This window comes from Phocaeicola faecicola (genome assembly GCF_013618865.1).
GTDB classification, from domain to species: Bacteria; Bacteroidota; Bacteroidia; order Bacteroidales; family Bacteroidaceae; genus Phocaeicola; species Phocaeicola faecicola.
Genome location: NZ_JABSOE010000025.1, coordinates 19,246 through 46,111, shown reverse-complemented (window position 1 = coordinate 46,111; position 26,866 = coordinate 19,246). Strand labels below are relative to the sequence as shown.

At 48.6% G+C, this 26,866-nt stretch carries 17 protein-coding genes and 1 pseudogene; 13 read left to right on the top strand and 5 right to left on the bottom strand.

Annotation, left to right across the window (positions count from 1 at the left end; all coding sequences use genetic code 11):
• Positions 1-16 precede the first annotated feature (16 nt).
• A complete protein-coding gene (locus H3001_RS08600; RefSeq protein WP_178245662.1) occupies positions 17-3,979 on the top strand; it encodes a hybrid sensor histidine kinase/response regulator transcription factor in 3,963 nt (1,320 codons plus the stop codon).
• Between the two features lie 62 nt (positions 3,980-4,041).
• Here the strand turns inward: H3001_RS08600 and H3001_RS08595 are convergent, their stop codons facing one another.
• Positions 4,042-4,677, bottom strand: a complete 636-nt coding sequence (locus tag H3001_RS08595; protein ID WP_181214705.1) for a hypothetical protein — start codon at positions 4,675-4,677, stop codon at positions 4,042-4,044.
• Between the two features lie 354 nt (positions 4,678-5,031).
• Here H3001_RS08595 and H3001_RS08590 point away from each other — a divergent pair, with 354 nt between their 5' ends.
• The 6 genes and pseudogenes from H3001_RS08590 (at position 5,032) to bioD (ending at position 11,292) form a co-directional block, all read left to right on the top strand.
• The gene (locus tag H3001_RS08590; protein ID WP_181214704.1) at positions 5,032-5,484 is read left to right on the top strand and encodes a hypothetical protein; all 453 of its coding nucleotides are present in this window, start codon (positions 5,032-5,034) and stop codon (positions 5,482-5,484) included.
• A pseudogene (gene bioA, locus H3001_RS19675) lies at positions 5,481-7,716 on the top strand (adenosylmethionine--8-amino-7-oxononanoate transaminase). The gene H3001_RS08590 and the pseudogene bioA overlap by 4 nt, the downstream one beginning before the upstream one ends.
• 71 nt (positions 7,717-7,787) lie before the next feature.
• A complete protein-coding gene (locus tag H3001_RS08575; RefSeq protein ID WP_181214701.1) occupies positions 7,788-8,960 on the top strand; it encodes an 8-amino-7-oxononanoate synthase in 1,173 nt (390 codons plus the stop codon).
• A complete protein-coding gene (locus tag H3001_RS08570; RefSeq protein ID WP_181214700.1) occupies positions 8,957-9,628 on the top strand; it encodes a DUF452 family protein in 672 nt (223 codons plus the stop codon). Before H3001_RS08575 ends, H3001_RS08570 begins: the two co-directional genes overlap by 4 nt.
• A complete protein-coding gene (gene bioC / locus H3001_RS08565) occupies positions 9,613-10,362 on the top strand; it encodes a malonyl-ACP O-methyltransferase BioC (protein ID WP_181214699.1) in 750 nt (249 codons plus the stop codon). The genes H3001_RS08570 and bioC overlap by 16 nt, the downstream gene beginning before the upstream one ends.
• Positions 10,363-10,647: 285 nt before the next feature.
• Positions 10,648-11,292 (top strand): dethiobiotin synthase, encoded by a 645-nt coding sequence (bioD, locus tag H3001_RS08560; RefSeq protein WP_178245677.1) that lies wholly within the window; start codon positions 10,648-10,650, stop codon positions 11,290-11,292.
• An 889-nt stretch (positions 11,293-12,181) separates the two neighbouring features.
• Here the strand turns inward: bioD and groL are convergent.
• The 3 genes from groL to H3001_RS08545 form a co-directional block, all read right to left on the bottom strand.
• Positions 12,182-13,819: a chaperonin GroEL gene (gene groL, locus H3001_RS08555; protein ID WP_178245679.1), complete on the bottom strand. Its 1,638-nt coding sequence runs from the start codon at positions 13,817-13,819 to the stop codon at positions 12,182-12,184.
• 44 nt (positions 13,820-13,863) lie between these two features.
• Complete coding sequence (locus H3001_RS08550; RefSeq protein WP_178245681.1) at positions 13,864-14,136, bottom strand: co-chaperone GroES; 273 nt, start codon at positions 14,134-14,136, stop codon at positions 13,864-13,866.
• A gap of 151 nt (positions 14,137-14,287) precedes the next feature.
• Positions 14,288-16,309 carry a sialate O-acetylesterase gene (locus H3001_RS08545; RefSeq protein WP_181214698.1) on the bottom strand — a complete coding sequence of 674 codons (2,022 nt, stop codon included), beginning with the start codon at positions 16,307-16,309 and terminating at the stop codon, positions 14,288-14,290.
• A 318-nt stretch (positions 16,310-16,627) separates the two neighbouring features.
• Between H3001_RS08545 and H3001_RS08540 the strand changes: the two genes are divergently transcribed.
• The 4 genes from H3001_RS08540 (at position 16,628) to H3001_RS08525 (ending at position 21,748) form a co-directional block, all read left to right on the top strand.
• A complete protein-coding gene (locus H3001_RS08540; protein ID WP_178245685.1) occupies positions 16,628-17,884 on the top strand; it encodes a DNA recombination protein RmuC in 1,257 nt (418 codons plus the stop codon).
• Between the two features lie 344 nt (positions 17,885-18,228).
• A complete protein-coding gene (locus H3001_RS08535; RefSeq protein WP_246368534.1) occupies positions 18,229-19,137 on the top strand; it encodes a glycoside hydrolase family 5 protein in 909 nt (302 codons plus the stop codon).
• Between the two features lie 29 nt (positions 19,138-19,166).
• Positions 19,167-20,294: an SGNH/GDSL hydrolase family protein gene (locus H3001_RS08530; RefSeq protein WP_246368532.1), complete on the top strand. Its 1,128-nt coding sequence runs from the start codon at positions 19,167-19,169 to the stop codon at positions 20,292-20,294.
• A gap of 29 nt (positions 20,295-20,323) precedes the next feature.
• A complete protein-coding gene (locus tag H3001_RS08525; protein WP_181214696.1) occupies positions 20,324-21,748 on the top strand; it encodes a sialate O-acetylesterase in 1,425 nt (474 codons plus the stop codon).
• A 132-nt stretch (positions 21,749-21,880) separates the two neighbouring features.
• On the opposite strand, the gene H3001_RS08520 is transcribed toward H3001_RS08525, so the two are convergent.
• Positions 21,881-24,097: an alpha-galactosidase gene (locus H3001_RS08520; RefSeq protein WP_394367800.1), complete on the bottom strand. Its 2,217-nt coding sequence runs from the start codon at positions 24,095-24,097 to the stop codon at positions 21,881-21,883.
• A 289-nt stretch (positions 24,098-24,386) separates the two neighbouring features.
• On the opposite strand from H3001_RS08520, the gene H3001_RS08515 reads away from it, so the two are divergent.
• A complete protein-coding gene (locus H3001_RS08515; RefSeq protein WP_246368531.1) occupies positions 24,387-25,277 on the top strand; it encodes a helix-turn-helix domain-containing protein in 891 nt (296 codons plus the stop codon).
• 236 nt (positions 25,278-25,513) lie between these two features.
• Positions 25,514-26,821: a glycoside hydrolase 5 family protein gene (locus H3001_RS08510; RefSeq protein WP_178245693.1), complete on the top strand. Its 1,308-nt coding sequence runs from the start codon at positions 25,514-25,516 to the stop codon at positions 26,819-26,821.
• Positions 26,822-26,866 lie beyond the last annotated feature (45 nt).

The window sequence follows — 26,866 nt, the reverse complement described above, 5'->3', positions numbered from 1 at the left end:
TGTATGTATGAAGTCTATGAAAGAAACAATTGTATATATTAGATTAATTGTCGCAATATGTAGTTTTTGGCTCTGTGGCGGTGGTTTGTATGGCAATGAGGTTCATTCCATTTCCAATATTGACGGGTTGAGTAATAATTCGGTCAATTGTATCATAGAAGATAGTGATCATACGGTATGGATTGGTACTTGGGATGGCTTGAATGTGTATGATGGCAGAAATGTTTCCTCTTTCCGGTATAGTAAAAGTAATCCGAATTCGATTAGTAATAATGTAATCCGTCAGGTGGTTGAACAGGGGGAGAACCTGTGGGTTGCTACCGATAACGGAATCAACCGGGTGGACCGGAAAAGTCATCGGGTAACCCGGTATTATCTGGATAATGGTATTCCTACGCAGGAACAGGCTTTTCTTCTTGCAAAATTGCCTTCCGGGGGAATCTGTTGCTGGGTAAAGGGGCGTGGTATATTCCGCTATCATCTTCAGGAGGATGCATTTGTCTTGTCGGAACTTGTGAAAGGAAATGATATCGTCGATTTTAAGATTGACGGATCTGGAAATGTATTGCTGCTGGCAGCCGATGGAACGGTGCGAAAGACCCGGGAACCCGAATTGTTTCATGATGGTAAATTCTATGAACTGGATGGCTGGAAGGGGGTAAAAGTAAACAAGATACTGGACCTCGGCAAATCCATTGCTTTCGTAACGGCCGATTCATTGCACTTGCTGGATTCTCATTTGAAGCAGGTAGGGGCTGTTGCATTGAAATCAAAATACAAGGTAGCTTCTGCAATGCGCAAGGATACTCATTTGTACGTGGGCTTTGTGGGAGGTGGATGTGTCTGCTACGATTTGAAGACCGGTCAGTCGGTGCGTCTGAATGGAGTGTCTGCGCAAATATCGGTTATGTCAATCTATCAGGGAAGTCAGGATATCATATGGATGGGAACTGACGGAAAAGGAGTGGTACAGCTGTTTCCTTTTCGTTCTTCTTTTCATACCTTGGAAATAGCCAATCCGGTACGTTGTTTTTGTCAGGATAATCAGGGCAATATGCTGGTCGGAACCAAGGGAAGTGGTATCAAACGCCTGAACCGGCAGACTTTCGGCTTGTCGGACTTTCTGGACGAGCAGGACGGACTGGGAGCTATGTCGGTCTATGCAATGAAGAAGAATGCTTCCGGGGATATCTTTATCGGTACCGAAGGGGGAGGCATTGATATTCTTTATCAAAATGGGAAAGGGGTATCAAAGTTGGACATTCCGGAGCAGTACCCGTATTTCCAGTCGGTATACAGCATTTGTTTCACCAACCATGATTCGTTGTTGTGGGTAGGTACTTCCGGATATGGCTTGATTAAAATGAATTTGGTCAGGCAGTCAGGAAAGTATAAGGTTACCGGATTGAAGCAGTATATTTCATCGGCATCGGATGCGCCGCTGAACAATGATATAGTATATGCGGTAGCACCTGACCATTCGGGTAAGTATGTGTGGTTTGGAACGCGGGGAGGGGGTATCAGCCGAGTAAGTGTTTTTCGGAATGAGGTACAGTCGGTTGAAGACATTTATCCGCATATACAACTGACCAATAATGATGTCTTGTCTATATTGGCCGATAAAGAGGTGTTGTGGGTCGGCACGAGTTATGGACTGAACAAACTGGTACTGAAAGACGGAGGAAGCGTGGTGCAGTATGCCGATCAGTTGGCCGACCGGACCATTCACAGCCTTCTGAAAGACCGGAGTGGAAATATCTGGATGGGAACTAATCACGGGCTACTGCATTTGGATACAAAGACAGAGCATGTGGAAAACTATACTTTTGCCGACGGATTGCATAATGATGAGCTGGCCGATGGTGCAGCATTTGCTACAGAAAATAACCGTTTGTTTTTTGGGGGAGTAAACGGGTTCAGTTTTTTTCATGCAGACAGCATTCATCTGAGGCAGTTTGAACCGGTGCTGGTCTTGTCTGATCTGAAGATTCTGAATTTGTCACAAGATATCGGCGAACGTATTGTAAATGGTAAATTGAAACTGGGGTATGACGAACGTACGTTTACCTTGACTTTTCTGACAAAGGAATTTATAAAGAATGCCAATTGTGAATATGCTTACCGTTTCCGCAACAATTCGTCCGACTGGATTTACCTTGGGAATAATCCTAAGATTAGTTTTGCGCAACTTCCTCCCGGGGAATTCCTGCTGGAAGTGAAGAGTACCAACGGGGATAAGGTGTGGAGCGATTATGTGTATCAGCTTGTCATACAGGTGGCATATCCATGGTGGTTCAGCGTACCGGCTATTATAACTTATATAATCATCGTATTGATAGTGTGCTATGTGTCCAAGAGGATCATTGTAGGACGTATCCGGATGAGCCGGCAAGTGCTGATTGCCCGGGTAGAGGCTGCTCACGAGCAGAAAATGTATGAGGCTAAACTGAATTTTTTCATGAATGTGGCGCATGAGTTTTTCACACCTCTTACGCTGATTTATACGCCGGTCCAGTATTTGCTGGAACAGAAGGATCTGAAGGCTAACTCCCGGAAGTATTTGAATCTGATCAAGAGCAATGCGGAGCGGATGCAGAAACTGATTGGAGAATTGATGGAGTTCCGGAAAGCCGGAGAGGGGAATGTCAGCCTGTATTCGGAACAGATTGATTTGAATGATTTCCTGCGGGTTGTGGCAGACAACTATGTAGATATTCTGAAGGAAAATAAAATTGCGTTTGAGATTGAGGTGCTTCCCGGAGAAACCACATTCTCTACCGATAGGAATTCACTGGAAAAAATAGTATTTAACCTGTTGTCGAATGCCTTTAAATATACTCCCCGAAACGGATACATCAGGGTTAAGGCCGAACTCCAGCAGGAGGGGGTATTATGTTTTAAAATCAGGAATTCGGGCAAAGGCTTGACTTCAGAGCAGATGACTGAGATATTCGACAGGTATAAGATTTTTGATACTCCGAATGTTGACGGTTCTGTGAGCAACGGTATCGGACTGAACCTGACCAAGCAATTGGTAGAAATACTTCATGGAAATATCCAAGTTGACAGTGTACTCGGAGAATTTGTAGAATTTACAGTTGTTTTGCCTTCTCTGCCTCCTGCATCTTCTTTGGTGTTGAGTGAGGATGCTTCAGAAAAGTCTTTCTCCGGAAGTCCGGATGAGGAAAGTAAGAGTCAGGCCACTGTATTGCTGGTTGAAAATGATGAAGAGATAGCCAAGTTGCTGAAGGATATACTGAAAGATTATGAAGTAAAGGAGGTATCCAATGGCAAAGAGGCTTTGGCTTATATTGAGGAGACTCATCCGGATATTATTCTCACCGACAGGATGATGGAGGAAATGGACGGACTGACTTTAACACGGAAACTGAAGTCGGATATCAAGACCAGTTATATACCTATTGTGATGATTTCCGGAAAGGGAGCCGTGGAGGACCAGATAGAGGCATGTAAGAGTGGAGTAGATGCTTATGTGGTGAAACCTTTTCATCCTCTGCAGGTGATTTCTGTAGTTGGAAACCTGATTTCACGTCAGCATTTGCTGAAGGACTATTTTAATTCAAGTTTGTCCATTATCCGGAAGAAAGAGGGATATGAACTGCATCCGGAAGATGAGAAGATGATTAATGCGGTGTCAGACATCATTGTAGAGCATATTGACGATGAGACTTTGTCTTCGGGGCTCATTGCTGAGAAGCTGGGGATGAGCAAGGCTACTTTATACAGGAAGTTTAAAGGAGCAATAGATAAGACTCCGAATGAGTTTATCCGGGGATTCCGTCTGGATTATGCCGCTAAATTGTTGAGAACTACTCAGCTTACAGTGATGGAGGTGATGTATAAGAGTGGTTTTTCTAACAAATCGTATTTTTATCGTGAATTTCAGAAACAATACGGTTTCTCTCCTAAGGATTATCGGACGAAAGAGCAGAAATCGCTGGATCCGGAAGAATCATAAATGGAATAAAAAATCTGCCTTCTCCAAGGAGGCAGATTTTTTTATGTTACTTCGTCAAAGGATTAGTTGTATTGGGGGAAATTCCCGTTCTCTTTTAGCGGACATGCTTCGGTCAGAATCCGGATAGCCTTCTCGCAGTCGCTTTCCCTCAGGGCAACCAGCAGATTACGATTGTCACTGCCGTAAGAAATCATCAGGATGGGAAGCTGATGCAACAGCCGGCTGATGTCGGTACCGATATGCTCTTCTTTCTGTGCCAGAGACTCGGGTATACGCAGGATGGCTACGTGGTGCTCCACGGTCCATTCGGCAAACTCCGACAGTTCCTTGCCGACTGAAAGAAAAGTCTCTTCCGTCATTTCCGTAGTCAGCGAAAGATTGGTACTCGATGAAGTCATCAGGTAGATGGGAATATGAGTATCGTGGAAAATGCGCAGTGACCGTTCCAGGAACTGGAAAGGAGGGACTGTGCCCCGTGACTGCAGGCGAAGGTAGCTTACCCCTTTGCGGACACAGTACGCTTCGTTTTCAGCCCGTACACTTTCCTTATTTGATCTACCTTCCTTAACCTCTGTATCTTCCTTACTTTCTGTGCTTTCTGTCATTGCTGTACCTGCTGAGCAGTACTGACAGTTTTCATTCTTCTGCGGCACAGCATATGCTGTGTCAGACAAGTCTTCTGTATGATAAATTTTCATCGTTTGGGTCTGTTAATGTTTTATTGTAGTTTATACCGGGCAATTCCTTATCCACTCCGGAGAATCCTGCTGTATCACAGGCAGTTCTGTCGGCCGGGCAGAAAATCCGGAGGATGCAAATACGATTATTCCTTATCCGGACATTGCATTCCCTGATTCATATAACATATCACATACCATCGTTCCATAAAACAGAAAATTTATTTTTCTGCAAAGATATAAATTTTACCACAGTATTGTCCGATTCAAAGGCCGATAACCGCGGTTAGGGCAAAAAAAGTCGCTCTCGTGTATGGAATGCTGATTTTTTCCCTATATTTGCGTCCACTCGAATCTGATGATATACTTCTGATTATGCACCGCATCCTTTTACATAGGGCTCAGAAGGCTATCCGTTTTTTGCGTTGGAGCCGTAAGGCATATGCTGCTTTTTGCAGCCTGCATCGTAATGTGACTATCGGACAGGTAGGCAAGGGAATAGCCGATGCTTCTTTGTCGAAAGCAAAGGAGGTGGTACAGGTATGTCATGTCTCAGAGGTCCGTTCGGTCGTTCCCGATTCCGGCGGAACGGATTCTTGTGTGGGGTGGACGGTACCCGCCGGATGCGCTATGTCGTTCCGGCAACTGATTGTCTTGCTGAAAGGCATCGTGTGGGGATGTCCTTGCCCTAAGGAGAATGTAGTATTATTTGTTTCACACTTCCCGGGTGGAAGTCTGAAGGCATTTGTCGTTCCGGGGTTTCCTGTGGTAACTGGAAGCCGTCTGGAAGGACAAATGCCTTTTTTATTTTATAGATTACCGATATGAAAATAGCTGAACTGGAAAGAAGAGTTGGAGGAGAAGGTATTACTCCCGAAGAAGCCCTTTGGCTGCTGGAGGAAGCACCTTTTGATGAGTTGTGTGAGGCAACCCACCGGCTGACGGTGTGTCATGCATCCCGAAAGTTCGATATGTGTTCCATTATCAATGCCAAGTCAGGACGTTGTCCGGAAAACTGCAAGTGGTGTGCGCAGTCGGCCCATCATGCGACGGGGGTGGATACTTACGGACTGGTGGACGGTGAGGAATGTCTGCGTCATGCACAGTTGAACGAGTCGCAGGGAGTATCCCGCTTTTCTTTGGTGACCAGCGGACGCCGTCCGCTGGCCGGAGAGATGGAGAAACTGTCTGCACATTTCAGATATCTCAAGGAACATACGCACATATTGCTGTGTGCTTCACTGGGACTGGCTACCGAAGCACAGCTTCGTGTGTTGCATGAGTCGGGAGTGACCCGGTACCATTGCAACCTGGAGACGGCCCCTTCTTATTTTGCCAATTTATGTACGACACACTCTCAGGAAGAAAAGATTGAAACGCTGAAAGCAGCCCGCAGGGTGGGCATGGATGTCTGCAGCGGTGGAATTATCGGTATGGGAGAGACACTGGCACAGCGCGTGGAACTGGCTTTTACACTGAAGGAACTGGAGGTGCAGTCTATTCCGCTGAATCTGTTGCAGCCCATTCCGGGTACGCCACTGGAAAAAGCCCTGCCATTGTCGGAAGAAGAGGTGATACGTGCCGTAGCCATGTTCCGCTTCGTGAATCCGACAGCCTACCTCCGTTTTGCGGGAGGACGTTCCCTGCTTTCGGATGAGGCTGTCCGCCGGGCACTCTACGTGGGTATCAACTCGGCCATTGTGGGTGATTTGCTGACTACCCTTGGATCGAAAGTCAGCGATGACGTAAAACGGATAGAGGAGGCAGGTTATGAGTTATGAACAGGTTGTTGATAACTTCGACAGGGAGCATTTGTGGCATCCCTATACGTCGATGTTGGATCCGCTTCCGACCTATAAGGTCCGGAGCGCAGAAGGGTGTACGATTGAACTGGAAGACGGTACACGCCTGATTGAGGGAATGTCTTCCTGGTGGTGTGCCGTACACGGGTACAATCATCCGGTGCTGAACCGGGCCGTTGAAGAGCAGTTGCACCGCATGGCTCATGTCATGTTTGGCGGACTGACTCATGAACCGGCCATTGCCTTGGGAAAGAAACTGCTTTCGCTGGTACCGCCCTCCATGCAGCACATATTCTATGCCGACAGCGGTTCGGTGGCTGTAGAAGTAGCCTTGAAGATGGCCGTTCAGTATCAGGTAGCTGCCGGTCACCCGGAAAAGACCAATTTCGTGACCATCCGCTCCGGCTATCACGGGGATACCTGGAATGCCATGTCGGTCTGCGATCCGGTGACCGGAATGCACAGTCTGTTCGGCAAGGCACTTCCGGTGCGTTACTTTGTTCCGGCACCGCAGTCGAAGTTTGGCGGGGAGTGGCTGGAATCCGACCTGCTGCCGTTGCGGCAGACCATTGAAGAACATCATGAAGAGCTGGCCGGACTGATTCTCGAACCGGTGGTTCAGGGAGCAGGAGGCATGCGCTTCTATCATCCGAGGTATCTGGTGGAGGCAGCGGCCCTGTGCCGTAAGTACGGACTTCTGCTGATATTCGATGAGATTGCGACCGGTTTCGGACGGACCGGAAAACTGTTTGCCTGGGAACATGCGGGGGTAGAGCCCGATATCATGTGTGTGGGCAAGGCACTGACCGGCGGCTATATGACGTTTTCGGCGGTGCTGACTACACATCCGGTGGCAGTGTGTATCTCGTCTCACGAACCGGGTGCCTTTATGCACGGTCCTACGTTCATGGGAAATCCGCTGGCTTGTGCGGTGGCCTGTGCGTCTATCGACTTGCTGCTGGCCTCAGACTGGCAGGGAAAGGTGAAGCGCATTGAGGCGCAGTTGAAAGAGGAACTGGCTCCGGCTGTTGCCTGGCCGCAGGTACAGGAGGTGCGGGTACTGGGTGCCATCGGGGTGATTGAAATGAAGCGTCCGGTAGACATGGCATGGATGCAGCGCCGTTTTGTGGAGGAAGGTATCTGGGTACGGCCTTTCGGCAGACTGGTTTACCTGATGCCGCCGTTTGTCATCTCTCCTGAGGAGCTTAGTCAGCTTACCCGCGGACTGTTGAAGATTGTAAGTGAAATTAATCCGTAGGAGGGTTGCCGTAAGGGAACAGGACTTCGGAAACGGTTCCGGACGGACCGGAACGGAAAGTATGAGAATCTATGGAACTTGATCAATATTATTTGAATGAATTGGAGCAACTGGCTGCGAAGGGAAACTTGCGCCGGTTGCCGCAGGCTATCTATAAAGGCAAGTGGGTGGAAAAGGAGGGGCAGTGTCTGCTGAACCTTTCTTCCAACGACTATCTGGGGCTGGCTTCCGATACCCGGCTGAGGGAGGAGTTTATGGAGACACTGAGCGAGAGGGACTTTCTTTTCTCGGCTTCTTCTTCCCGGTTGCTGACAGGGAATTTTCCGGTGTATGCGGAGTTGGAGGAACTGCTTGCCGACTTGTATCAGGCGGAGGGGGCACTGGTCCTCGACAGCGGTTACCACATGAATGTGGGAATCTTGCCTGCGGTGACGGATGCCCAAACGCTGATTCTGGCCGACAAACTGGTGCATGCCAGTCTGATAGACGGTATCCGTCTGTCTGCGGCCCGCTGTATCCGTTATCGTCATCAGGACTACGGGCAACTGGAGTCGCTGGTGGAGAAGTATCAGGCGGAGTATCCGCGGATGGTGATTGTGACGGAGAGTGTATTCAGTATGGACGGCGATGTGACCGATCTGCTTCGTCTGGTGGCACTGAAGCGGCGTTATCCTCAGGTGATGCTTTATGTGGACGAGGCGCATGCCGTGGGGGTAAGAGGAGCTAACGGACTGGGAGTTGCCGAAGAACAGGGGTGTATCGCCGACATTGACTTTCTGTGCGGTACCTTTGGAAAGGCGCTGGCATCGGTCGGTGCGTTTGTCATCTGCCGGAAACTGCTGCGCGACTATCTGGTCAACAAGATGCGGACGCTGATATTTACTACGGCCCTGCCTCCTTTGAATATTGCCTGGACACGGTTTGTCGTGGCTCACCTGCCCCAGTGGCAGGAGCGGAGAAAGCACCTGCAGCATCTGGCTGCCTGGTTGAGGGAGGATATCTTGTCAAAAGGATATGTCTGTCCGTCGCAGAGCCACATTGTGCCACTGACGATTGGGGCCAGCGAACGGGCCATCGAGCAGGCTAACGCCTTGCAGCGGAAAGGATTTTATGTGTTGCCGGTACGTCCGCCTACGGTGCCGGAGAGAACTTCGCGTCTGCGTTTCTCGCTGACGGCGGCCGTTACGGAGGAAGAAGTGAAGCGACTGATGGCATGTATCACCCCTAAATCGAGTGTGGTATGAGGCAGGTATTTATCAAGCGGGAAGGGAATCCCCGGCTGCTGCTTTTCTTTGCCGGATGGGGATCCGACGAGCACCTTTTCACCCGTCCGGTGATGGAAGGTTATGATTACCTGCTCTGCTTCGACTACAGTTGCCTGGATTTCGATTACTCGCTGCTCGAAGGCTATCAGGAAATACGTCTGATGGCCTGGTCGATGGGAGTCTGGGCAGCTTCTCAGGTATTGCAGGGAAGGGACTACCCGTGGCAGTTGCGGTTGGCGGTGAACGGTACTCCTGTGCCGGTGGATGACGAAAGAGGGATTCCCGAAGCCATCTTTCAGGGGACCCTGGCCAATTTCTCGGAACCGGTGCTGGTGCGTTTCCGGCGCCGTATCTGCGGAACTGCCGAAGGGGTAAAGGAGTTTCTGTCGTATGCTCCTTACCGTTCGGTGGAGAGCCTGCATGAAGAACTGGCGGCGCTGTACCGCGAGGTGAAGGAGCGGCCCATTGCTCCGTTCGAGTGGGATATGGCTTATGTGGGCACTCGTGATAAGATATTTCCGCCTGCAGCCCAGTGCCGGGCATGGGAACAGCGTGCGGCGGTGGTGACGGTAGAGGCGGAGCACTACGATGCCGGGGTGTTCAACCGGCTGCTCATAGGAGAGGAGGAGTTATGGACAAAGCGTTGATTCGGCGCCGTTTCTCCAAGGCTGCGGCCACCTATGCGGAGCGTGCGGACGTGCAGCGTGAGATTGCCCGGCGGATGGCCCGTCTGGTGAGGACGTATGTGCCGGTGTCGGAACGGAAGAAAGTGGTGGAAGTGGGTTGTGGCACGGGAACTTTTACGCGTGATTTCCTGCAGCATGAACGGCCGGAACGGATGTGGCTGAACGATCTCTGCCCCGAGATGGAGGTTCCCTTGAAGGACGTGCTGAGGGAAAATGTGTCATTTCTTCCGGGGGATGCGGAAACGGTGGATTTCCCCGACGGTCAGGATTTGTTCGTGTCTTGTTCGGCCATTCAGTGGTTTGAGCATCCCGAGGAGTTTTTTGTGAAATGCCATGCGCGCTTGCGTGAAGGAGGTTACTGGGCGTTCAGTACGTTTGGTCCGCGGAACATGGAAGAGGTGGCTGCCCTGACTTCGGCGACCTTGCCTTATCGTTCACAGGCGGAACTGAGAAGGGAACTGGAACGGAATTATCGGGTGCTGTACAGTCGGGAGGACCTGATCCGGCTGACGTTTGCTTCCCCGATGGAGGTACTGAAGCACCTGAAGGAGACGGGGGTGACCGGTATTGGCAGCCGGACATGGACGCGGCAGTCACTGTCAGAATTCTGCCGCAGGTATGAGCAGCGTTATCCGTCTCCTGAGGGAGGGGTATTGCTGACGTATCATCCGATTTACATGATTGCGAAAAAGTAAGGGAAAGCTTACTTGTGTGTATATCGGTCGGAAGATGAAAAAATCAGGAGGAATACTGTACGACAGGCTGAAAGTAAATTGAAACCAATGCGGTGATTCTTGGAACTGTGGCGTGGATGATATAATCAGCGCCGCTGACTGATAAAACCGCGGTGCGGATGGATTTAGGAAAACTGGAGGGAAGGATTATAAAAGGAGGAAATAAGGGTTTTCCGTGAAGTTACATTTGAAAATGAAAATCGAAGAATATATTCAATATAGGATACTGAACGAAAGGGAGAAGGAATGAAAGAAAATGTATTTTTTGTCAGCGGCATTGACACCAATGTCGGCAAGAGTTATGCGGCCGGTTACCTGGCCAAGGTATGGAATGAACAGGGAAGGCGTACCATTACGCAGAAGTTTATACAGACGGGCAATGTGGATATCTCGGAGGATATCGAACTGCACCGCCGGATTATGGGAACGGGCTTGCTCCCGGAGGACAAGGAGGGGCTTACCATGCCGGAGATTTTTTCTTATCCGTGCTCTCCGCACCTGGCGGCAGAGATTGACCGGAGGCCGATTGATTTTGAAAAGATTGAGCGGGCGACAGCTGCCTTGTCGGAACGGTATGATGCCGTCTTGCTGGAGGGTGCCGGGGGACTGATGGTGCCGCTTACCCGCGACCTGCTGACGATTGATTATGTGGCAGAAAAGCAGTATCCGCTGGTGTTTGTGACCTCCGGACGTCTGGGTAGCATCAATCATACGTTGCTGAGTCTGGAGGCGATTGCCCGCAGGGGTATCCGCCTGCATACGCTTGTGTATAACCTGTATCCGGAGAATGACGATGAATGGATCCGGAAGGATACGGAAGGGTATCTGCGCAATCTGCTGCAACGGGATTTCCCGGATACCCAGTGGATAACGGTGCCTTATCTTAAATAGCAGGCACTGGATATGATGTTATGAAATAGTAAGTGGTCCGTCATTGATTCAACTGTAATCAGTGGCGGATTTCTTTTTCTTAAGTTGGTTCTGTTGGGGAGTCTGTCGGATAAAATAAAAAATGAGCACTTTAGTTAAATATCACTTTAAGGAGTGGTTTGAATTTGAACTTTCAAATAGTTTTTCTTATCTTACAAACTACTTAAAATCAATGTGTTTCTGAAATGAATATTACTATTTTTGCTGTTCAAAGTAACCCCTTTGATAAATAGGAAAGATATACTCCGTTTTTTTGTTAAATGGAGGGGAAACTGTTGATATAATTGTTGACAGATTAGAGTTGAATTATAATTAAAGCCAATAAGTACCTTTGGTCTGAATGTTGTCATCCATTATACTTATGCATAATTGTTATTACATTGATTGTATTAAGAAAAGAGTATAAATGATTGATAGTACACCAATAACAAATGCAAATACTGAAAGTTTAAAGAAGTTCTTGTCTTTACGATTATAGCCGTATATGATTCCGATTATGGAACAAGTGCTGATTCCAATAGGTATAGAGAAAAAACCGGTTGTTATGATAAGAATTAGCATAATGACGGTCATTAGACCAACGATTTTTGCTCTTGATGTTTTGTTCATATATTGATAGATTTAAAATTGTGATGTATTTCTTCTTTAAAGGTAAGTAAATTTCCCTGTTTAACAGGTATTTTCTTATTTGGATACTATAAAATTTCTATTATTTAGCACTTTTCAAATTCTTTTTATGCTGTTCCCATATTTTACAGGCATCTGTTGAGGCTCTGGACCGGGCACAAAAAAAGGTTCCTCCTTTCGGGGGAACCTTTTTATTTGAAGAGATTATATCGTAGGCTAGAAATTACATCATGCCGCCCATACCGCCCATTCCTGGAGCAGCCATTGGCATTTCAGGTTTTTCTTCCTTCTTTTCAACGATTACACATTCAGTAGTCAGGAACATACCGGCGATAGAAGCGGCGTTTTCCAAAGCTACACGGGTAACTTTTGCTGGGTCAACCACACCGGCTGCATGCAGGTGTTCGTAAACATCTGTACGGGCATTGTAACCGAAGTCGCCTTCTCCTTCACGTACTTTCTGAACCACTACTGCACCTTCTTTACCTGCGTTGGCTACAATCTGACGCAGCGGCTCTTCGATGGCACGCTTGATGATTTCGATACCGGTAGTTTCGTCGGCGTTGTCACCCTTCATGCCTTCCAGTGAATCGATGGCACGGATGTAAGTTACACCACCACCCGGTACGATACCTTCTTCGATGGCTGCACGGGTTGCGCAAAGAGCATCGTCTACACGGTCTTTCTTTTCTTTCATTTCTACTTCGCTGGCAGCACCTACATAGAGAACAGCTACTCCACCTGACAACTTGGCCAGACGTTCCTGCAGTTTTTCCTTATCGTAGTCTGAAGTAGAGTTCTTCATTTCGGCCTTGATCTGGTTGATACGTTCCTGGATCAGTTCTTTTTCACCAGCACCGTTGACAATGGTTGTATTTTCCTTAGATACAGTAACCTTGTCGCAAGTACCCAGCATTTCCAGAGTAGCCTGTTCCAGTTTCAAGCCCTTTTCTTCGCTGATTACCACACCACCGGTCAGTACGGCGATATCTTCCAGCATGGCTTTGCGGCGGTCGCCGAAGCCCGGAGCTTTTACGGCACAGATCTTCAACTGTCCGCGCAGACGGTTGACAACCAAAGTAGTCAGTGCTTCGCTGTCGACGTCTTCAGCGATTACCAGCAACGGACGTCCGCTCTGTACAGCCGGTTCCAGAATAGGCAAGAAATCTTTCAGGTTAGAAATCTTCTTGTCGTAGATCAGGATGTAAGGATGTTCCATTACACATTCCATCTTTTCTGTATCGGTTACGAAGTAAGCTGACAGATAACCGCGGTCGAACTGCATACCTTCTACTACACCGATAGTAGTGTCAGTTCCTTTGGCTTCTTCGATAGTGATGACACCGTCTTTAGAAACCTTGCGCATTGCATCGGCAATCAGTTTACCGATTACCGGGTCGTTGTTGGCAGAGATAGTGGCAACCTGTTCAATCTTGTCGTAGTTGTCACCTACGGTTTCAGCCTGTGACTTGATAGATTCTACAACTTTGGCAACGGCTTTGTCGATACCGCGTTTCAAATCCATCGGGTTGGCACCTGCAGTTACGTTTTTCAAACCTACGCCTACGATTGCCTGAGCCAGTACAGTAGCGGTAGTAGTACCGTCACCTGCATCGTCACCTGTCTTAGAGGCAACTGATTTTACCAGCTGTGCACCTGTGTTCTGGAACGGATCGCTCAATTCCACTTCCTTGGCTACTGTAACTCCGTCCTTAGTGATGTGAGGCGCACCGAATTTCTTTTCGATGATTACGTTACGGCCTTTCGGACCGAGGGTTACTTTCACTGCATTAGCCAGTTCATCTACACCTTTTTTCAACTGATCGCGAGCGTCAATGTTGAAGAGAATATCTTTTGCCATAATCTTATTTCCTTTCTTTATTGTCTAAACTATTTGTTCATTAATTATCCCAATACTGCCAATACATCGCTCTGACGCATCATCAGGTATTTAACGCCTTCGAATTCGATTTCAGTACCGGAATATTTACCATACAATACGGTATCGTTTACTTTCAGCACCATTTCTTCGTCTTTTGTGCCGTTTCCTACTGCTATAACGGTTCCCTGTAACGGTTTTTCCTTAGCTGTGTCAGGAATGATAATACCACCGATTGTTTTTTCTTCTGCAGGAGCCGGAAGAATCAGGACTCTGTCTGCTAATGGTTTAATGTTCATAGTCTTTATATTTTTACTTGTTTATACTTGATTGGGTTGTCCGCAGCCTTTCTGTTTTGTCGGACGCTATATAAACAGCGAAAATCGTGCCAAAGGCAGGAACTGCCATTCTGACACGATTTTCTGACAAATACGCAGACAGGGCTGACACTTATCTGACTTTCTTTATGGCTTTGACCCATCCGTCGGCATGTGCGTCAAGACCGATGCGGGAGAAGTGTACGCCGTCGGGACGGTGAAGGGCTTTGTTCAGCCGGTCGGTATCGGGGCCGATGAACAGGTCCTTGTATTTCTTGCAGAGGGCCTGCTGGGCTTCCCGTATCTGGGAGTCATTCCCTTCCTCGCTGTCGATACAGTCGGGATGGTAGGAGGCCACGGCTATGCCGATGGGGCTTTCGATGCCCTGACTTCTGAAGGCTTCGCGGATGGTCTCAAACTGGCGGATGTATTCTTCTTTCGAGGTGTTCTTGATGTTGTCGGTTTCTCCCTGATGCCACAGAATGTAATCGGGGATAAGGCCTTGTGCTTTCAGGCCGGCAATGGTCTCGGTCAGTCTGTCATACAGATAGCCTCCCTTTGCCCAGGCTGCAATCTCCACACCTCCTACTCCGATGGGGATGAGGGTGACTTTCGTGGTCAGTTTCTCATCGATGAGTTTGTCGGCCAGGCGGTTCCACACACTGGCACCGTAGCCGGTTGCCCCGATCAGCGGATCGGAAGAAGGATAAAGACGGCCTTCGAAATAGTTGTATACGGTATGTTCGGGCTGGTATTTTCCGACTCCGTGGTTGGCCGAGTTCGACTGCCCGAAGGTGAACAATACCATTCCTCCCTTGGCTTCTTCCACCGGTACGGAACGGTAGTTCTCTGCCCATTCCTGCAGGCCTTCGATGGCGCGGCACAATACACCGGCTTCGCCACGGAAGGTACCTGAACCCTTCGGTTCTCCGGCAGGGGTATACCATTCGTTGAATCCCTGGTTCTTGACGACTCTTTCCAGCATCGGTCTCAGTTCTTCATAGGCTTCCTTGATGAATCCGTTTTCGGTCAGCCCCCAGATCATCCGGGCACCGAACCAGGTCCAGTCGCCCCCGTTCTGATAGCCATAGGGATGCATGCCTACGTTCTGGAAACTGCCTGTCGGATAAGTCGGATACAGGGTCAGTCCGATGGTCTGGGCATGCGCCTTTTCCACGTTCTCCAGCATCCGCTGGTTGGCATGGGCAATTTCTTCTTTGCTGAGCAGACCGGCCAGGATGGCTACTGCCGTACCTCCGTGGTAATATACCTGGTTTTCATCGAAGGTCTCTGGGAAAGGAGAGCCGTTCAGGTAGATGTGCGGAATGAATTTCTGCCGCTGACTGTCCCACAGGTGTTTGCGGATATTGCTTGTCAACTGTTGTTTCACAGCTGCCCATTTCTCTCCGCAGGCCTTGTCGGTCGCTATTTCCTTGAAATTGTCGATGGCCAGCACCAGCATGGCATTGTCGTAGATGTCGATGGTGTAATGTGTGTGCTCATCAATCACCACTCCCCAGGGATGTTCCGGCTGAACGTCTCCCCAGTCGGCGGTCGTAGCACCGGTAATCAGTCCGTACTGTTTGTTGAGCTTTTCATTCATCAGGTATTGCAGGGCCAGGTCCATACGCTGTTCCACCGTCTTTCCGTTGATGACGGTCTGCAGGTAGGCCGTGTTCCGGCTTTTCTTCACATATTGGTAAACGGCCTGTACCAGGGAGGTCTCGTGGTCGGTTTCCACCGTATTCTTATGGGCGGCATATTGCGGGCGGGTCTTCGACAGCCGGTAGCGATAACCCTCCGGGTCGTTCAGGTTGGCCTTGCGGATATCCATGTATCCGTCTACGATGTCACCGCCTTCTCCCTGAAAATGAAAGAAGGTATTCAGGCATTCCTGTACTTCACGGTCGGGCATGACATCCATGGCCACCTGTATGAAGGTGTTGAAGTCGCGGATCCATACTTCTCCGTATCCGTCTCCAGCATTGAGGCCGGTCGAAACGGTCTGGTGGGCCATCCGGGTGACTTGTTCCATCAGGGGATCTTCCAGAATGCTTTTCTGTACGGTTTTCAACGGGTCTTCGGGAGTGTTGCCTGAAGAAGGAAGGGCAAGCAGCATCCCAAGAGCAAGGGAAATGAATCGGGTGTGTATCATAATGATTAAAGTTAATATTAAATGTATGAACAATTAAAGATCATGCAAACTTATAAAAAATAAATCAGTTGTCCTTCATTTTGGGAGGAGTTATCGTTCTTTTTTGCGAGAAAGTGTTCTTTTTCGGAGGGGCAGCGGATAAGTGCCTGAAGTTTTTTAGGGTTTCGGGTTTTTTCCTAACTTCGCAAGAGGGATTTATCCTGTGGAGACGGAGCGGGAAGTATCCAATCCGATTGAGTTTCCAAAAGAATTCATCGAGAGTGAAAGATAACTGGGTGAAGGAATCAGATAAAATAAATAAACAGATAGGGAAAGACGATGGAAATGGTATTTTTATTGACCGGCCTGGTGGCTGGCGCCGTATTGGGATATTTGCTGGCATCGCGTAAGGTGTCGGCATTGCAGGCACAGATGGAGTTGCAGCAGAAGCATGCGGAGGAACTGTTGCGGGTGGAGAAGCAGGGCTGGCAGGAGAAACTGGAGGCCCAGAAACAGGAAGTGGCGGAAATGCGCCGTCAGTTTAATGTGGAGTTTGAGAACATTGCCAATAAGATTTTCCAGCAGAAAACGGAAAGTTTCAATAAACTGAGTGCGGAGAGCCTGGCCGGACTGTTGAGGCCGTTTGGGGAGAATCTGAAGGAGTTCAAGCATCAGGTGGCTGAGGTGTACGACAGGGAGTCGAAGCAGCGCTTTTCACTGGAGGAAAGAATTAAGGAACTGGTGCTGCTCAACAAGCAGATCAGTGACGATGCCAATAACTTGACGCGGGCCTTGAAGGGTGATTCCAAGTTGCAGGGAAACTGGGGAGAGATGGTGCTGGAGACCATTCTGGAGAATTCGGGACTGCGGGAAGGAGAGGAGTTTTTCCGTCAGGAGTTTCTGAAGGATGAGCATGGAGAACCGCTCCGGAACGAGCAGGGACAGCGGCTGCAGCCGGATGTGCTGGTGGTGTATCCGGACAACCGGCAGGTGATTATCGACTCGAAGGTGTCGCTGACGGCTTATGCCAATTATGTGGCGGCAGAGGGGCGTGGGGAGCAGGAGCAGTACCTGAAAGCGCATCTGGCTTCGGTGCGGGCTCACATCGATGAACTGAGCCGGAAGGATTATTCGAAATATAACGTAAAGGCACTGGATTTTGTGATGATGTTCGTACCTAACGAACCGGCTTATGTGCTTGCCTTGCAGGCCGACCCGAATCTGTGGAATTATGCGTATCAGAAAAAGGTGGTACTGATGAGTCCTACCAACCTGATTGCGGCGCTGCGTCTGGCGCTCGACCTGTGGAAACGGGAGTATCAGGAAAAGAACTTGCAGGAGATTGTGAAGAGGGGTACTGCACTGTATGAGAAACTGGTGGGCTTTACGGATACGTTCGAGAAAATGGGTGAGATGCTGAAAGCGGCTTCTGTCAGCTACGAGAATGCGCTGTCGCAATTCTCGGAGGGTAAGGGAAATGTGATCCGGCAGGCAGAAATGTTGAAGGAACTGGGTATTACTCCGAAAAAGCGTTTCTCGTCGAGGATGCAGGGCAGGGCGCTGGAAGGAGAGACTGCCGAAGAGGAACAGGAGTAATTCCGGTGTGTCCGGTGAAACGGATGCCCTGGCAGGTGATTGGTCCATCACTGCCGTGCGGGTAGGAATATGGCTCGGTTTGATGGAAAAGATAAAGGATATACCGTCCGGTCGGAAGAGGGAGGGTGTATCCTTTTTTTTCGTCCCGGAAGGCTCATTTGAGGGATGAATGAAGAAAATATGATAAAAAAGTATTGCTTTCTGAGGCGTTGTTGGTTTAATTTTGCCAATGTAAACCGATGAGTATTCGGATAGCATCTTTGGTAATTTAAATTTTGAAGACTATGAAAATAAGAAAAGTAAAGACTCAGTTTGTCTTTTTCAGAATCTGTTTGGCAATTGCCATGTGGGGGGTATTGGGTGGAATGACAGCGTATGCTTCGGTCGACCGCTTGTCAGTCAATGGTACTTTTTTAGTCAGTGAACGACAGGAAAAGGTCGTGTTGAAAGGTGTCAGCCTGGGCTGGCATAACTGGTGGCCCCGTTTCTACAATGCTTCGGCGGTGAAGAATCTTAAGGAACAGTGGGGATGTACGCTGCTTCGTGCGGCAATGGGAGTGGAACCGGAGGGGGCTTATCTGTCCGATCCGGAGAAGGCTTTGACCTGTGTGACGACAGTGGTGGATGCTGCGATTAAGAACGACATGTATGTGATTGTCGACTGGCACAGCCATGGTATACATACGCAGGAGGCCAGACAGTTCTTCAGCAAGATGGTGCACCGTTATAAAGGAGTGCCGAATGTTATATATGAAGTGTTCAATGAGCCTGTCGAGGATTCCTGGGAGGCTGTGAAGGCGTATGCCGAAGAGATCATCAGTGAAATTCGCTCGGTAGATAAGGATGCCTTGATTTTGGTAGGCACTCCGCACTGGGATCAGGACTTGCATCTGGCTGCCGATAATCCGATAACGGGTGTCCGTAATGTAATGTATACTCTTCATTTCTATGCCGCTACTCATCAGAAGGAATTGAGGGAGCGTGCCGATTATGCCTTGAAAAAGGGACTTCCGGTCTTTGTTTCGGAATGTGCCGGAATGGAGGCAAGCGGGGACGGCCGTCTCGACAAGAAGGAATGGAACGAATGGCTGCAGTGGATGAAACGCCACCATATCAGCTGGGCAGCCTGGTCTGTTTCCGATAAGAATGAAACATGCTCGATGTTTTATCCTTCTGCTCCGGATGCCGGATGGACGGATAGTGATGTGAAAGAATGGGGACAGATGGTGAAAAAGGCATTGTCGGAAAAATGAGAGAGGATGAATAATACGTTTGTTGGACAATGAAGATAGAATTGGATATGGGGAAAAATCGTTTGAAACCGTTACTGTTTTCGTGTATCTGGGGAGCGGGATTACTTTCTTCGGCCTATGCTCAGTCGGTCATACCGGAAAAGAATTTTGTGGCTTCCGATGATGCACGCATCGTTTATATGGGACGGATCAGCAAGCGCATTCCGCACAAGGTGCGCTTTACTTATCCGGGAGTCAGTTTCCTGGCACGTTTTCAGGGCTCTTCGCTGCAGATGGCAACCAGTCCGGGAAGCGGGTCGTTTATGGTGGAAATAGATGAGAATCTGCCTTTTCGGATAGATTATTCCAAAACTGATTCGGTGAAGGTTTTGGCAGAGGGATTGCCCGAGGGAATTCATCGGGTGCGGATTATGTATGTCATTGAAGGTCATGAACTGAAACCGGAATTCAGGGGCTTTTATCTGGATAAGGGATGCCGCCTGGCTGAGGCTCCGGAATTGCCGGCACGCAGGATTGAGTTTATTGGTAATTCGATGACCTGCGGATATGGAGTGGAGTCGGAAAATCCTTTGGATCCTTTTTCGTATGAGACCGAGAATCATTTTTATACGTATGCGGCACGTACGGCCCGGGCATTGAAGGCCCAGCACCTGGTGGTGGCCCGTTCCGGCATCGGGGTATACCGGAATTACGGAGCTCCCCGCTCGGGCAGCAAGGATTGTCTGCCTGCAATGTATACGCAGGTCCTTTTCGGTGATTCTACTGAATGTTGGGATGCGACAGCTTATACTCCTGACGTGGTCTGTGTGAATTTGGGTACGAATGATACCAGTCTGGGAGACTATGATGAGAAGTTGCTGACCGAAGGATACCGTGGTTTTCTGCAGCAGCTTCGGAAGGTATATCCTTCTGCAAAACTGGTCTTGCTGAGTGGTTCCATGCTGAACGGGAAGTCATTGGAGGATGTGAAAAAAGCAATGGATCTGGTGGTTATGGAAAGACAACGGATGGGGGATAAGGAGGTATACCGGTTTGACATGTCTCCTCAGACGGGGTCTTTGGGCATGGGAGCCAATTATCATCCTTCGATGCGCCAGCATCAGAAAATGGCTTCCGAACTGACGGCCTTTCTGAAAAAACTGATGAAATGGGAATGAAGTGAAACAGAATTTAAAATAGGAAAGCGATGAAAAAGTGGATTGTACTTGCCTGCTTCCTGATGATGCAGGCAAGTATATGGGGTAAGGTGACACTGCCCGATATCTTGAGTGACAACATGGTCTTGCAGCAGCAGACAGAGGCTTGCCTGTGGGGAAAGGCAAATGCCAATGCGGAAATAACGATTCGTCCTTCGTGGGGATATGAGGTGTATACGGTAAAGGCCGATGCCGACGGAAAGTGGAAGGCCAGAATCAAGACTCCTGTGGCCAGTTATCAGCCTTATTCGATTGCGATTTCCGACGGAGAGGAGAAGGTGTTGAACAATGTTCTGATCGGTGAGGTCTGGTTTTGCTCCGGACAGTCGAATATGGAGATGCCTTTAAGGGGATTCTGGAATTGTCCGATTGAAGGGGCGAATGAGGTCATTGCCACTGCTTCGGAATGGAAGGGAATCCGTGTGGCTACCATCGAAAAGAATGGGCAGTTGCAGCCGGTGGATAACTGTCGGGGCAGCTGGAAAGTGAGCAATCCGGAAAATGCTCCGGCATTCAGTGCCACGGCTTTTCATTTTGCACGGATGGTGAACCGGGTACTGGATATTCCGGTGGGAATCATCAACTGCAGCTGGGGTGGAACCACGGTGGAGGGATGGCTTCCCCGTGAAATCGTATCTCAGTATCCGGACATTGATTTGAAGCGTGACATCCGCAAGGAGGACGGACACGACTGGTGGCATTACCTGAGCCCGGTTCTGATGTATAACGGAATGTTGAAGCCGTTGCAGAATTATACTATCAAGGGCTTTTTGTGGTATCAGGGAGAGTCGAACGTGGGCAAGCACAAGACGTATGCGGAACGGTTGAAGACGATGGTGTCGTTGTGGCGCAAGGAATGGGGACTGGGCGAACTTCCGTTTTATTTTGTAGAGATAGCTCCGTTCAATTCTACTGAAACCATCGGCTGTGCCTTGCTGAGAGAGGCTCAGTTCAAGGCTCAGGCTCTGATACCGAACAGCGGTATGATTTCTACCAATGACCTGGTGGAGCCTTATGAAATCAAGAGTGTACATCCGAAGAATAAGACCGATGTCGGAAAGCGACTGGCTTACATGGCGTTGAGCCGTACCTATCAGGTGCCGGGCATTGAGGCATGCGGACCGGTTTATAAATCGATGGAGGTCAAGGACTCTACAGTAATTCTTTCGTTCGACCATGCATCCGAAGGCTTTAACCGTCTGGCTGGCATGGAAGGATTTGAAGTTGCCGGAAGTGACAGGGTATTTTATCCTGCCGAGGCAGAAGTTTACAATAATACGCAGATAAAGGTTAGTTGTGATAAGGTAAAAAGACCGGTTGCCGTACGTTACGGTTTCCGTGATTTCCAACCGGGAAATGTGGCCAACCTGAGGGAACTTCCGATGTATCCGTTCCGTACGGATAATTGGGAATAACCGGTAACGGACCGGACCGTGATGCATCTGAGCGGTCCGGTTGACTGAACGGCCGACAGGTAAATGAAGCGGGGCTGCCGAAAATAAATTCGGCAGTCCCGTTCTTTCTGGTTGTTGTTTATCAGATGGTAATTATTTTACTTCTTCAAGATAAAGTACCCGGCTGGCATAATCGTTCTGCTTGTGATAGTCAACCCGGTGTGTATAAGGGATTTCCAGACCGTTCTCCATCAGGAAAGCACCACTGAATGTCTTGCCTTCGAAAGCCAGCGGCTGGTTGTCAATCCGGTTCAGCTCACTGATCCGGTATTTCTTGTCAGGATCAAGTCCGGCGAGGGTTACCCGCGGCAAGTGCTGGTTGACGAAGTGTTCGGTTTTCCACCAGTAGAACACGGCTTTGTCTTTCTCCGGACTGGTATACATCAGTGAGGCAACTCCCAGGCGGTCGTAAGGAGAAACCAGACGATAGATATCTCCTAGTTGGACTACAGGGCGGATTTTCTTATAATCGGCGATTGCCTTGCGACATAAATCCTTTTCCTCATCAGTCATGTTCTTGGGCTGGATTTCCATACCCAGTCGTCCGCTCATGGCTACATCGATACGGAATTTCAACGGAACGGTGCGGAATGTCTGGTGGTTGGGAGCAGCACTGATGTGTGAAGCCATCGCAATAGCTGGGAAGAAATAAGAGGTTCCCCACTGCATGTAGATGCGCTGCAAGGCATCGGTGTTGTCGCTTACCCAAAATTCATCAAAGTACGGCAGATATCCGTAATTGGCACGTCCGCCTCCGCTGGCACAGGCCTGTATGACGAGGTCCGGATATTTGGAACGGATGCGCTGGCATATTTTCTCGAATCCTTTATGATAGTCGATATACATGTGGCTCTGGTTGTCTTTGGTCAGGTAGTTAGAGCCGTGATTCATGATGGCCATGTTGGCATCCCATTTGATGTAGGCAATTTCAGGATGCTGGGTCATCAGGTCATCTACTACCTTGAAGACAAAGTCCTGCACTTCGGGGTTGGCCAGGTCGAGTACGACTTGTGTATCGCCACGTCCCAGTACCGGATCACGCTGTGGGGCTTTCAGAATCCATTCCGGATGCTTTTCATACAGTTCACTGGTGGTATTGGCCATTTCCGGTTCTATCCAGATACCGAACTTGATACCGTGTTTTTGAGCGTCTTTGATGAGGCCTCCGATGCCTTCTGACAACTTACGGCTGTCGGTTACCCAGTCACCCAGTGAAGAACTGTCGTCTTTTCTCGGGTATTTGTCTCCGAACCATCCGTCGTCCATTACAAAGAGTTCTCCTCCCATGGAAGCGATGTCGCCCATCATCTGGTCCATACCTTCCTGATTGATGTCGAAATAAACGCCTTCCCAACTGTTCAGCAGGATGTCGCGGACCGTATTGCCATGAGCAAGCTTGTAGTTGCGTCCCCATTTGTGGAAGTTCCGGCTGGCTCCGCTCAGTCCTTCGTTGCTATAGGTCAGTGCAACGGACGGAGTACGGAATGTTTCTTTGCCGGGAAGTGTATACGAGGAGTTTTCTTCGTTGATACCGGCATAGAACTGATGGTATTCGCTGTCGTCGGTGTCAATTCTCAACTTGTAGTTGCCGGTATAGCACAATGCGGCTCCGATTACTCGTCCGGTGTTCTCACGGGGACTTCCGTCGAGGGAGAACATCACTTCGGCATGGGCCGTATGAGAGTTGCGCACTCCGTCTTTGTTCTTGATGACAATCATACCTGGTTCAAGCGGTTCCTGAGTAAGCTGGCCCTCATTGGCCCAGGAGCCTGAAAGGTGAGACAGCCATACGTTTCCTCTCCGCACAGGGAGGTAGGCCGAAGCAAACTGGGTCAGACGGACTGCCTTCTTCTCCTGATGGCTGATTTCGGTCCAGGTTTCAATCATGTCCACGTCCTGGTAGGCTTTATAGCATACATCAATATAAAAAGGATAGACCTTGTCTTTCAACCGCACGGTGGTCAGTGTGGCCTGCTTTTCTGTTTCTGTACTGACACTGGCCACTTCCATCTGGGTAGACAGGTTGCCGTCGGCATGTGTCACGGCAAGAGCCACTTCTCCGGGGCAGTTCATCCCATAGACCGGATAGGCCGTGTGATTGCAGTTGGATACGGCTTCAATTTGCTGAAGGTCGGTCTCGCTGAGCTTGTTGCCATAATAGAGGTATTTCAGTTCTCCACCAGTAGGGGCATTGATGACGAGTGAGGTACCGGGCGTAGAAATACAGAAGTTTTGCGCCCATAGCCCTCCGGCAAGTAGTGAAAAACCTGCCAACAGACTGATTTTGCGTGTTGCTTTCATGCTTTTCATTTTTTTGATAATTAGGTTTTGTTCAATCGTTCTTTCTAGTTGCAAAAATAGGTGTTATTTTATGAAGGGAGTGATACGGTTTTATCTTATTGTGATAGGTTGGGGATAATTCCAGAAGAAATTCAAGGTTGTGAGGACGGAAAGTTAAGGCGGATAAAAGTTGAGTCAGTGTAAAGTTTATTCTAAAATGTCGGAGCCCGGATTTTGTGGCAACTTTCTGTCTGAACTTTATCCGGATTTCTTTATACTTATCGTAAATTTATTATCTTTGTGAACAAAGAATGGTACTATGGAAAAAATGGTGAATGAAAGTTTTATACGTGAAATAACCCCTCTTTCCGAAAAAGACTGTTTTTACATCGCCGACAGGCATAAGAAAGAGTTTACTTATCCGATGCACTCGCACCGGGAGTTTGAACTGAATTTTGTAGAACATGCCCCGGGGGTACGCCGTATTATCGGAGATTCGGAAGAAGTCATCGGTGACTATGACCTGGTGTTGATTACCAGTCCCGACCTGGAGCATGTATGGGAACAGCATACCTGTGTATCTCAGCAGATCAGGGAGATTACCATCCAGTTTGTCCCGGCATTTCTGAACGGACTGATTGAAACCAATCAGTTCAGTATGATCCGGAAGATGCTCGACAAGGCTCAGTATGGTCTGTGCTTCCCGATGGATGCGGTGGTCAAGGTATATTCCCTGATAGATAAACTTCCGGAGATGAAAGGCTTTTATGCGGTGGTTCATTTCTTGACACTGCTGTATGAACTGTCCTTGTTTACCGACCGGGCGCGTACTCTTTCCAGTTCTTCCTTTGCGAAGATTGAAGTACATTCCGACAGCCGGAGGGTACAGAAGGTGCAGAGTTACATCGGAAAGCATTATCAGGAGGAAATCAGACTGGGGCAACTGGCCGATATGGTGGGCATGACGGAAGTGTCTTTCAGCCGTTTCTTCAAATTGCGTACGGGAAAGAGTTTGTCGGATTATATTATCGACCTGCGCTTGGGGCATGCTACGCGTCTGCTGGTGGATTCGACCATGGCCGTTGCTGAAATATGCTATGAGTGCGGCTTTAATAACCTGTCTAATTTCAATCGGATTTTTAAGAAAAAGAAAAATTGTTCTCCTAAGGAGTTCCGCGATAATTATCGAAAGAAACGTACGATTATTTGATGGAAGAATCTCGGAACATATAAGTCATTTCATTAATATACAATATCCTGTATAGGTTTATCTGTAGGCGGTGCCGGCATCTCATACTGATGCCGGCACCGTTTGTGTAAATAGAAAAGTGATTGATTCAAAAACTAAACTACTGCAGGAGGGAATGTAAAGTATTGGATAAAATTATATCATGTTTCTACACTGATTCCCTCTAATTTTGCATCGTTGAAATAAATCTAATAGATATGCGGAAACAAAATTTTATTTTTTTGTCAGTATTGATGTTCATCGTACTGTCGTGCACTGCCGTTTCGAAGAAAACGGAAGATAAGAGTTTTGTCCGGATTGAGAACGGGCAGTTTATTCGTAATGGAAAACCCTATTATTATATTGGAGCGAATTTCTGGTATGGAGCGATGCTGGCTTCAGAAGGTGAGGGCGGTAATCGTGAACGCTTGTGCCGGGAACTGGATTCACTGAAGAGTCTGGGAATTGACAACCTGCGTATCCTGGTCGGTTCGGATGGAGAGCGAGGAGTTCCGGCGAAGGTAGAGCCGACTCTGCAGATTGCTCCGGGAGTGTACAATGATACTATTTTTGCCGGACTCGATTACTTGCTGGCCGAGATGGCAAAGCGGGATATGCTGGCGGTGTTGTATCTGAACAATTCCTGGGAATGGAGCGGCGGATACGGACAATATCTGCAGTGGGCCGGATATGGAAAGGCTCCGGTGCCGGCCATTGACGGGTATGCTGCTTATATGGAATTTGTCGGACAGTTTGTACGTTCGGACAGTGCCCAGGCATTGTTTGCAAATTATGTGAAAGATGTGATTACCCGTACCAACCGGTATACTAAGGTACGTTATATTGACGATCCTACCATCATGTCCTGGCAGATAGGAAATGAACCGCGTGCGTTCTTGCCCGAAAATAAAGCCTCTTTCTCAAAATGGATGCGCGAAACGGCCGCACTGATCAAATCTTTGGATGCCAATCACCTGGTATCTACCGGAAGTGAGGGCAAATGGGGATGCGAAACAGACCTGAATTTGTTCGAGGAAATTCATGCCGATTCCAATGTGGATTATATGAATATACATATCTGGCCCTATAACTGGGGATGGGCGCCGAAAGACAGTCTGACTGCCAATCTGGAAAAGGCAAAATCGAATACAAAAGCATATATTGACGAGCACCTGGCTGTAGCAAAAAAATACCGGAAACCTTTGGTGCTGGAAGAATTCGGATATCCTCGTGACGGATTCCGCTTTGACAAGGCTGCTCCGATAACTGCCCGTGATGCATATTACCGCTTTGTGTTTGAACTGGTCGAAAAACATGCGGCCATGCAGTCTTTGTTTGCCGGATGTAACTTCTGGGGATGGGGCGGACTGGCGGAACTGTCGTCTACACACGAATCCTGGGTACCGGGGGATGATTATACCGGAGATCCGGCGCAGGAGCCGCAAGGACTGAATTCGGTCTTTGCATCAGACAGTACTACCCTGTCATTGATCCGTTCGTTTACTTTAAACGTCCGGGGAAAATAAGGATTGTTTAAAGGTGGAACTACTGTCTTAATTATATACTAGTTA

Bases quoted from the DNA above. Each gene is read 5' to 3' on its own strand.
- H3001_RS08600 (WP_178245662.1), top strand. From the start codon at position 17: ATGAAAGAAACAATTGTATATATTAGATTAATTGTCGCAATATGTAGT.
- H3001_RS08595 (WP_181214705.1), bottom strand. From the start codon at position 4,677: ATGAAAATTTATCATACAGAAGACTTGTCTGACACAGCATATGCTGTG.
- H3001_RS08590 (WP_181214704.1), top strand. From the start codon at position 5,032: ATGCACCGCATCCTTTTACATAGGGCTCAGAAGGCTATCCGTTTTTTG.
- H3001_RS08575 (WP_181214701.1), top strand. From the start codon at position 7,788: ATGGAACTTGATCAATATTATTTGAATGAATTGGAGCAACTGGCTGCG.
- H3001_RS08570 (WP_181214700.1), top strand. From the start codon at position 8,957: ATGAGGCAGGTATTTATCAAGCGGGAAGGGAATCCCCGGCTGCTGCTT.
- bioC (WP_181214699.1), top strand. From the start codon at position 9,613: ATGGACAAAGCGTTGATTCGGCGCCGTTTCTCCAAGGCTGCGGCCACC.
- bioD (WP_178245677.1), top strand. From the start codon at position 10,648: ATGAAAGAAAATGTATTTTTTGTCAGCGGCATTGACACCAATGTCGGC.
- groL (WP_178245679.1), bottom strand. From the start codon at position 13,819: ATGGCAAAAGATATTCTCTTCAACATTGACGCTCGCGATCAGTTGAAA.
- H3001_RS08550 (WP_178245681.1), bottom strand. From the start codon at position 14,136: ATGAACATTAAACCATTAGCAGACAGAGTCCTGATTCTTCCGGCTCCT.
- H3001_RS08545 (WP_181214698.1), bottom strand. From the start codon at position 16,309: ATGATACACACCCGATTCATTTCCCTTGCTCTTGGGATGCTGCTTGCC.
- H3001_RS08540 (WP_178245685.1), top strand. From the start codon at position 16,628: ATGGAAATGGTATTTTTATTGACCGGCCTGGTGGCTGGCGCCGTATTG.
- H3001_RS08535 (WP_246368534.1), top strand. From the start codon at position 18,229: ATGTGGGGGGTATTGGGTGGAATGACAGCGTATGCTTCGGTCGACCGC.
- H3001_RS08530 (WP_246368532.1), top strand. From the start codon at position 19,167: ATGAAGATAGAATTGGATATGGGGAAAAATCGTTTGAAACCGTTACTG.
- H3001_RS08525 (WP_181214696.1), top strand. From the start codon at position 20,324: ATGAAAAAGTGGATTGTACTTGCCTGCTTCCTGATGATGCAGGCAAGT.
- H3001_RS08520 (WP_394367800.1), bottom strand. From the start codon at position 24,097: ATGAAAAGCATGAAAGCAACACGCAAAATCAGTCTGTTGGCAGGTTTT.
- H3001_RS08515 (WP_246368531.1), top strand. From the start codon at position 24,387: ATGGAAAAAATGGTGAATGAAAGTTTTATACGTGAAATAACCCCTCTT.
- H3001_RS08510 (WP_178245693.1), top strand. From the start codon at position 25,514: ATGCGGAAACAAAATTTTATTTTTTTGTCAGTATTGATGTTCATCGTA.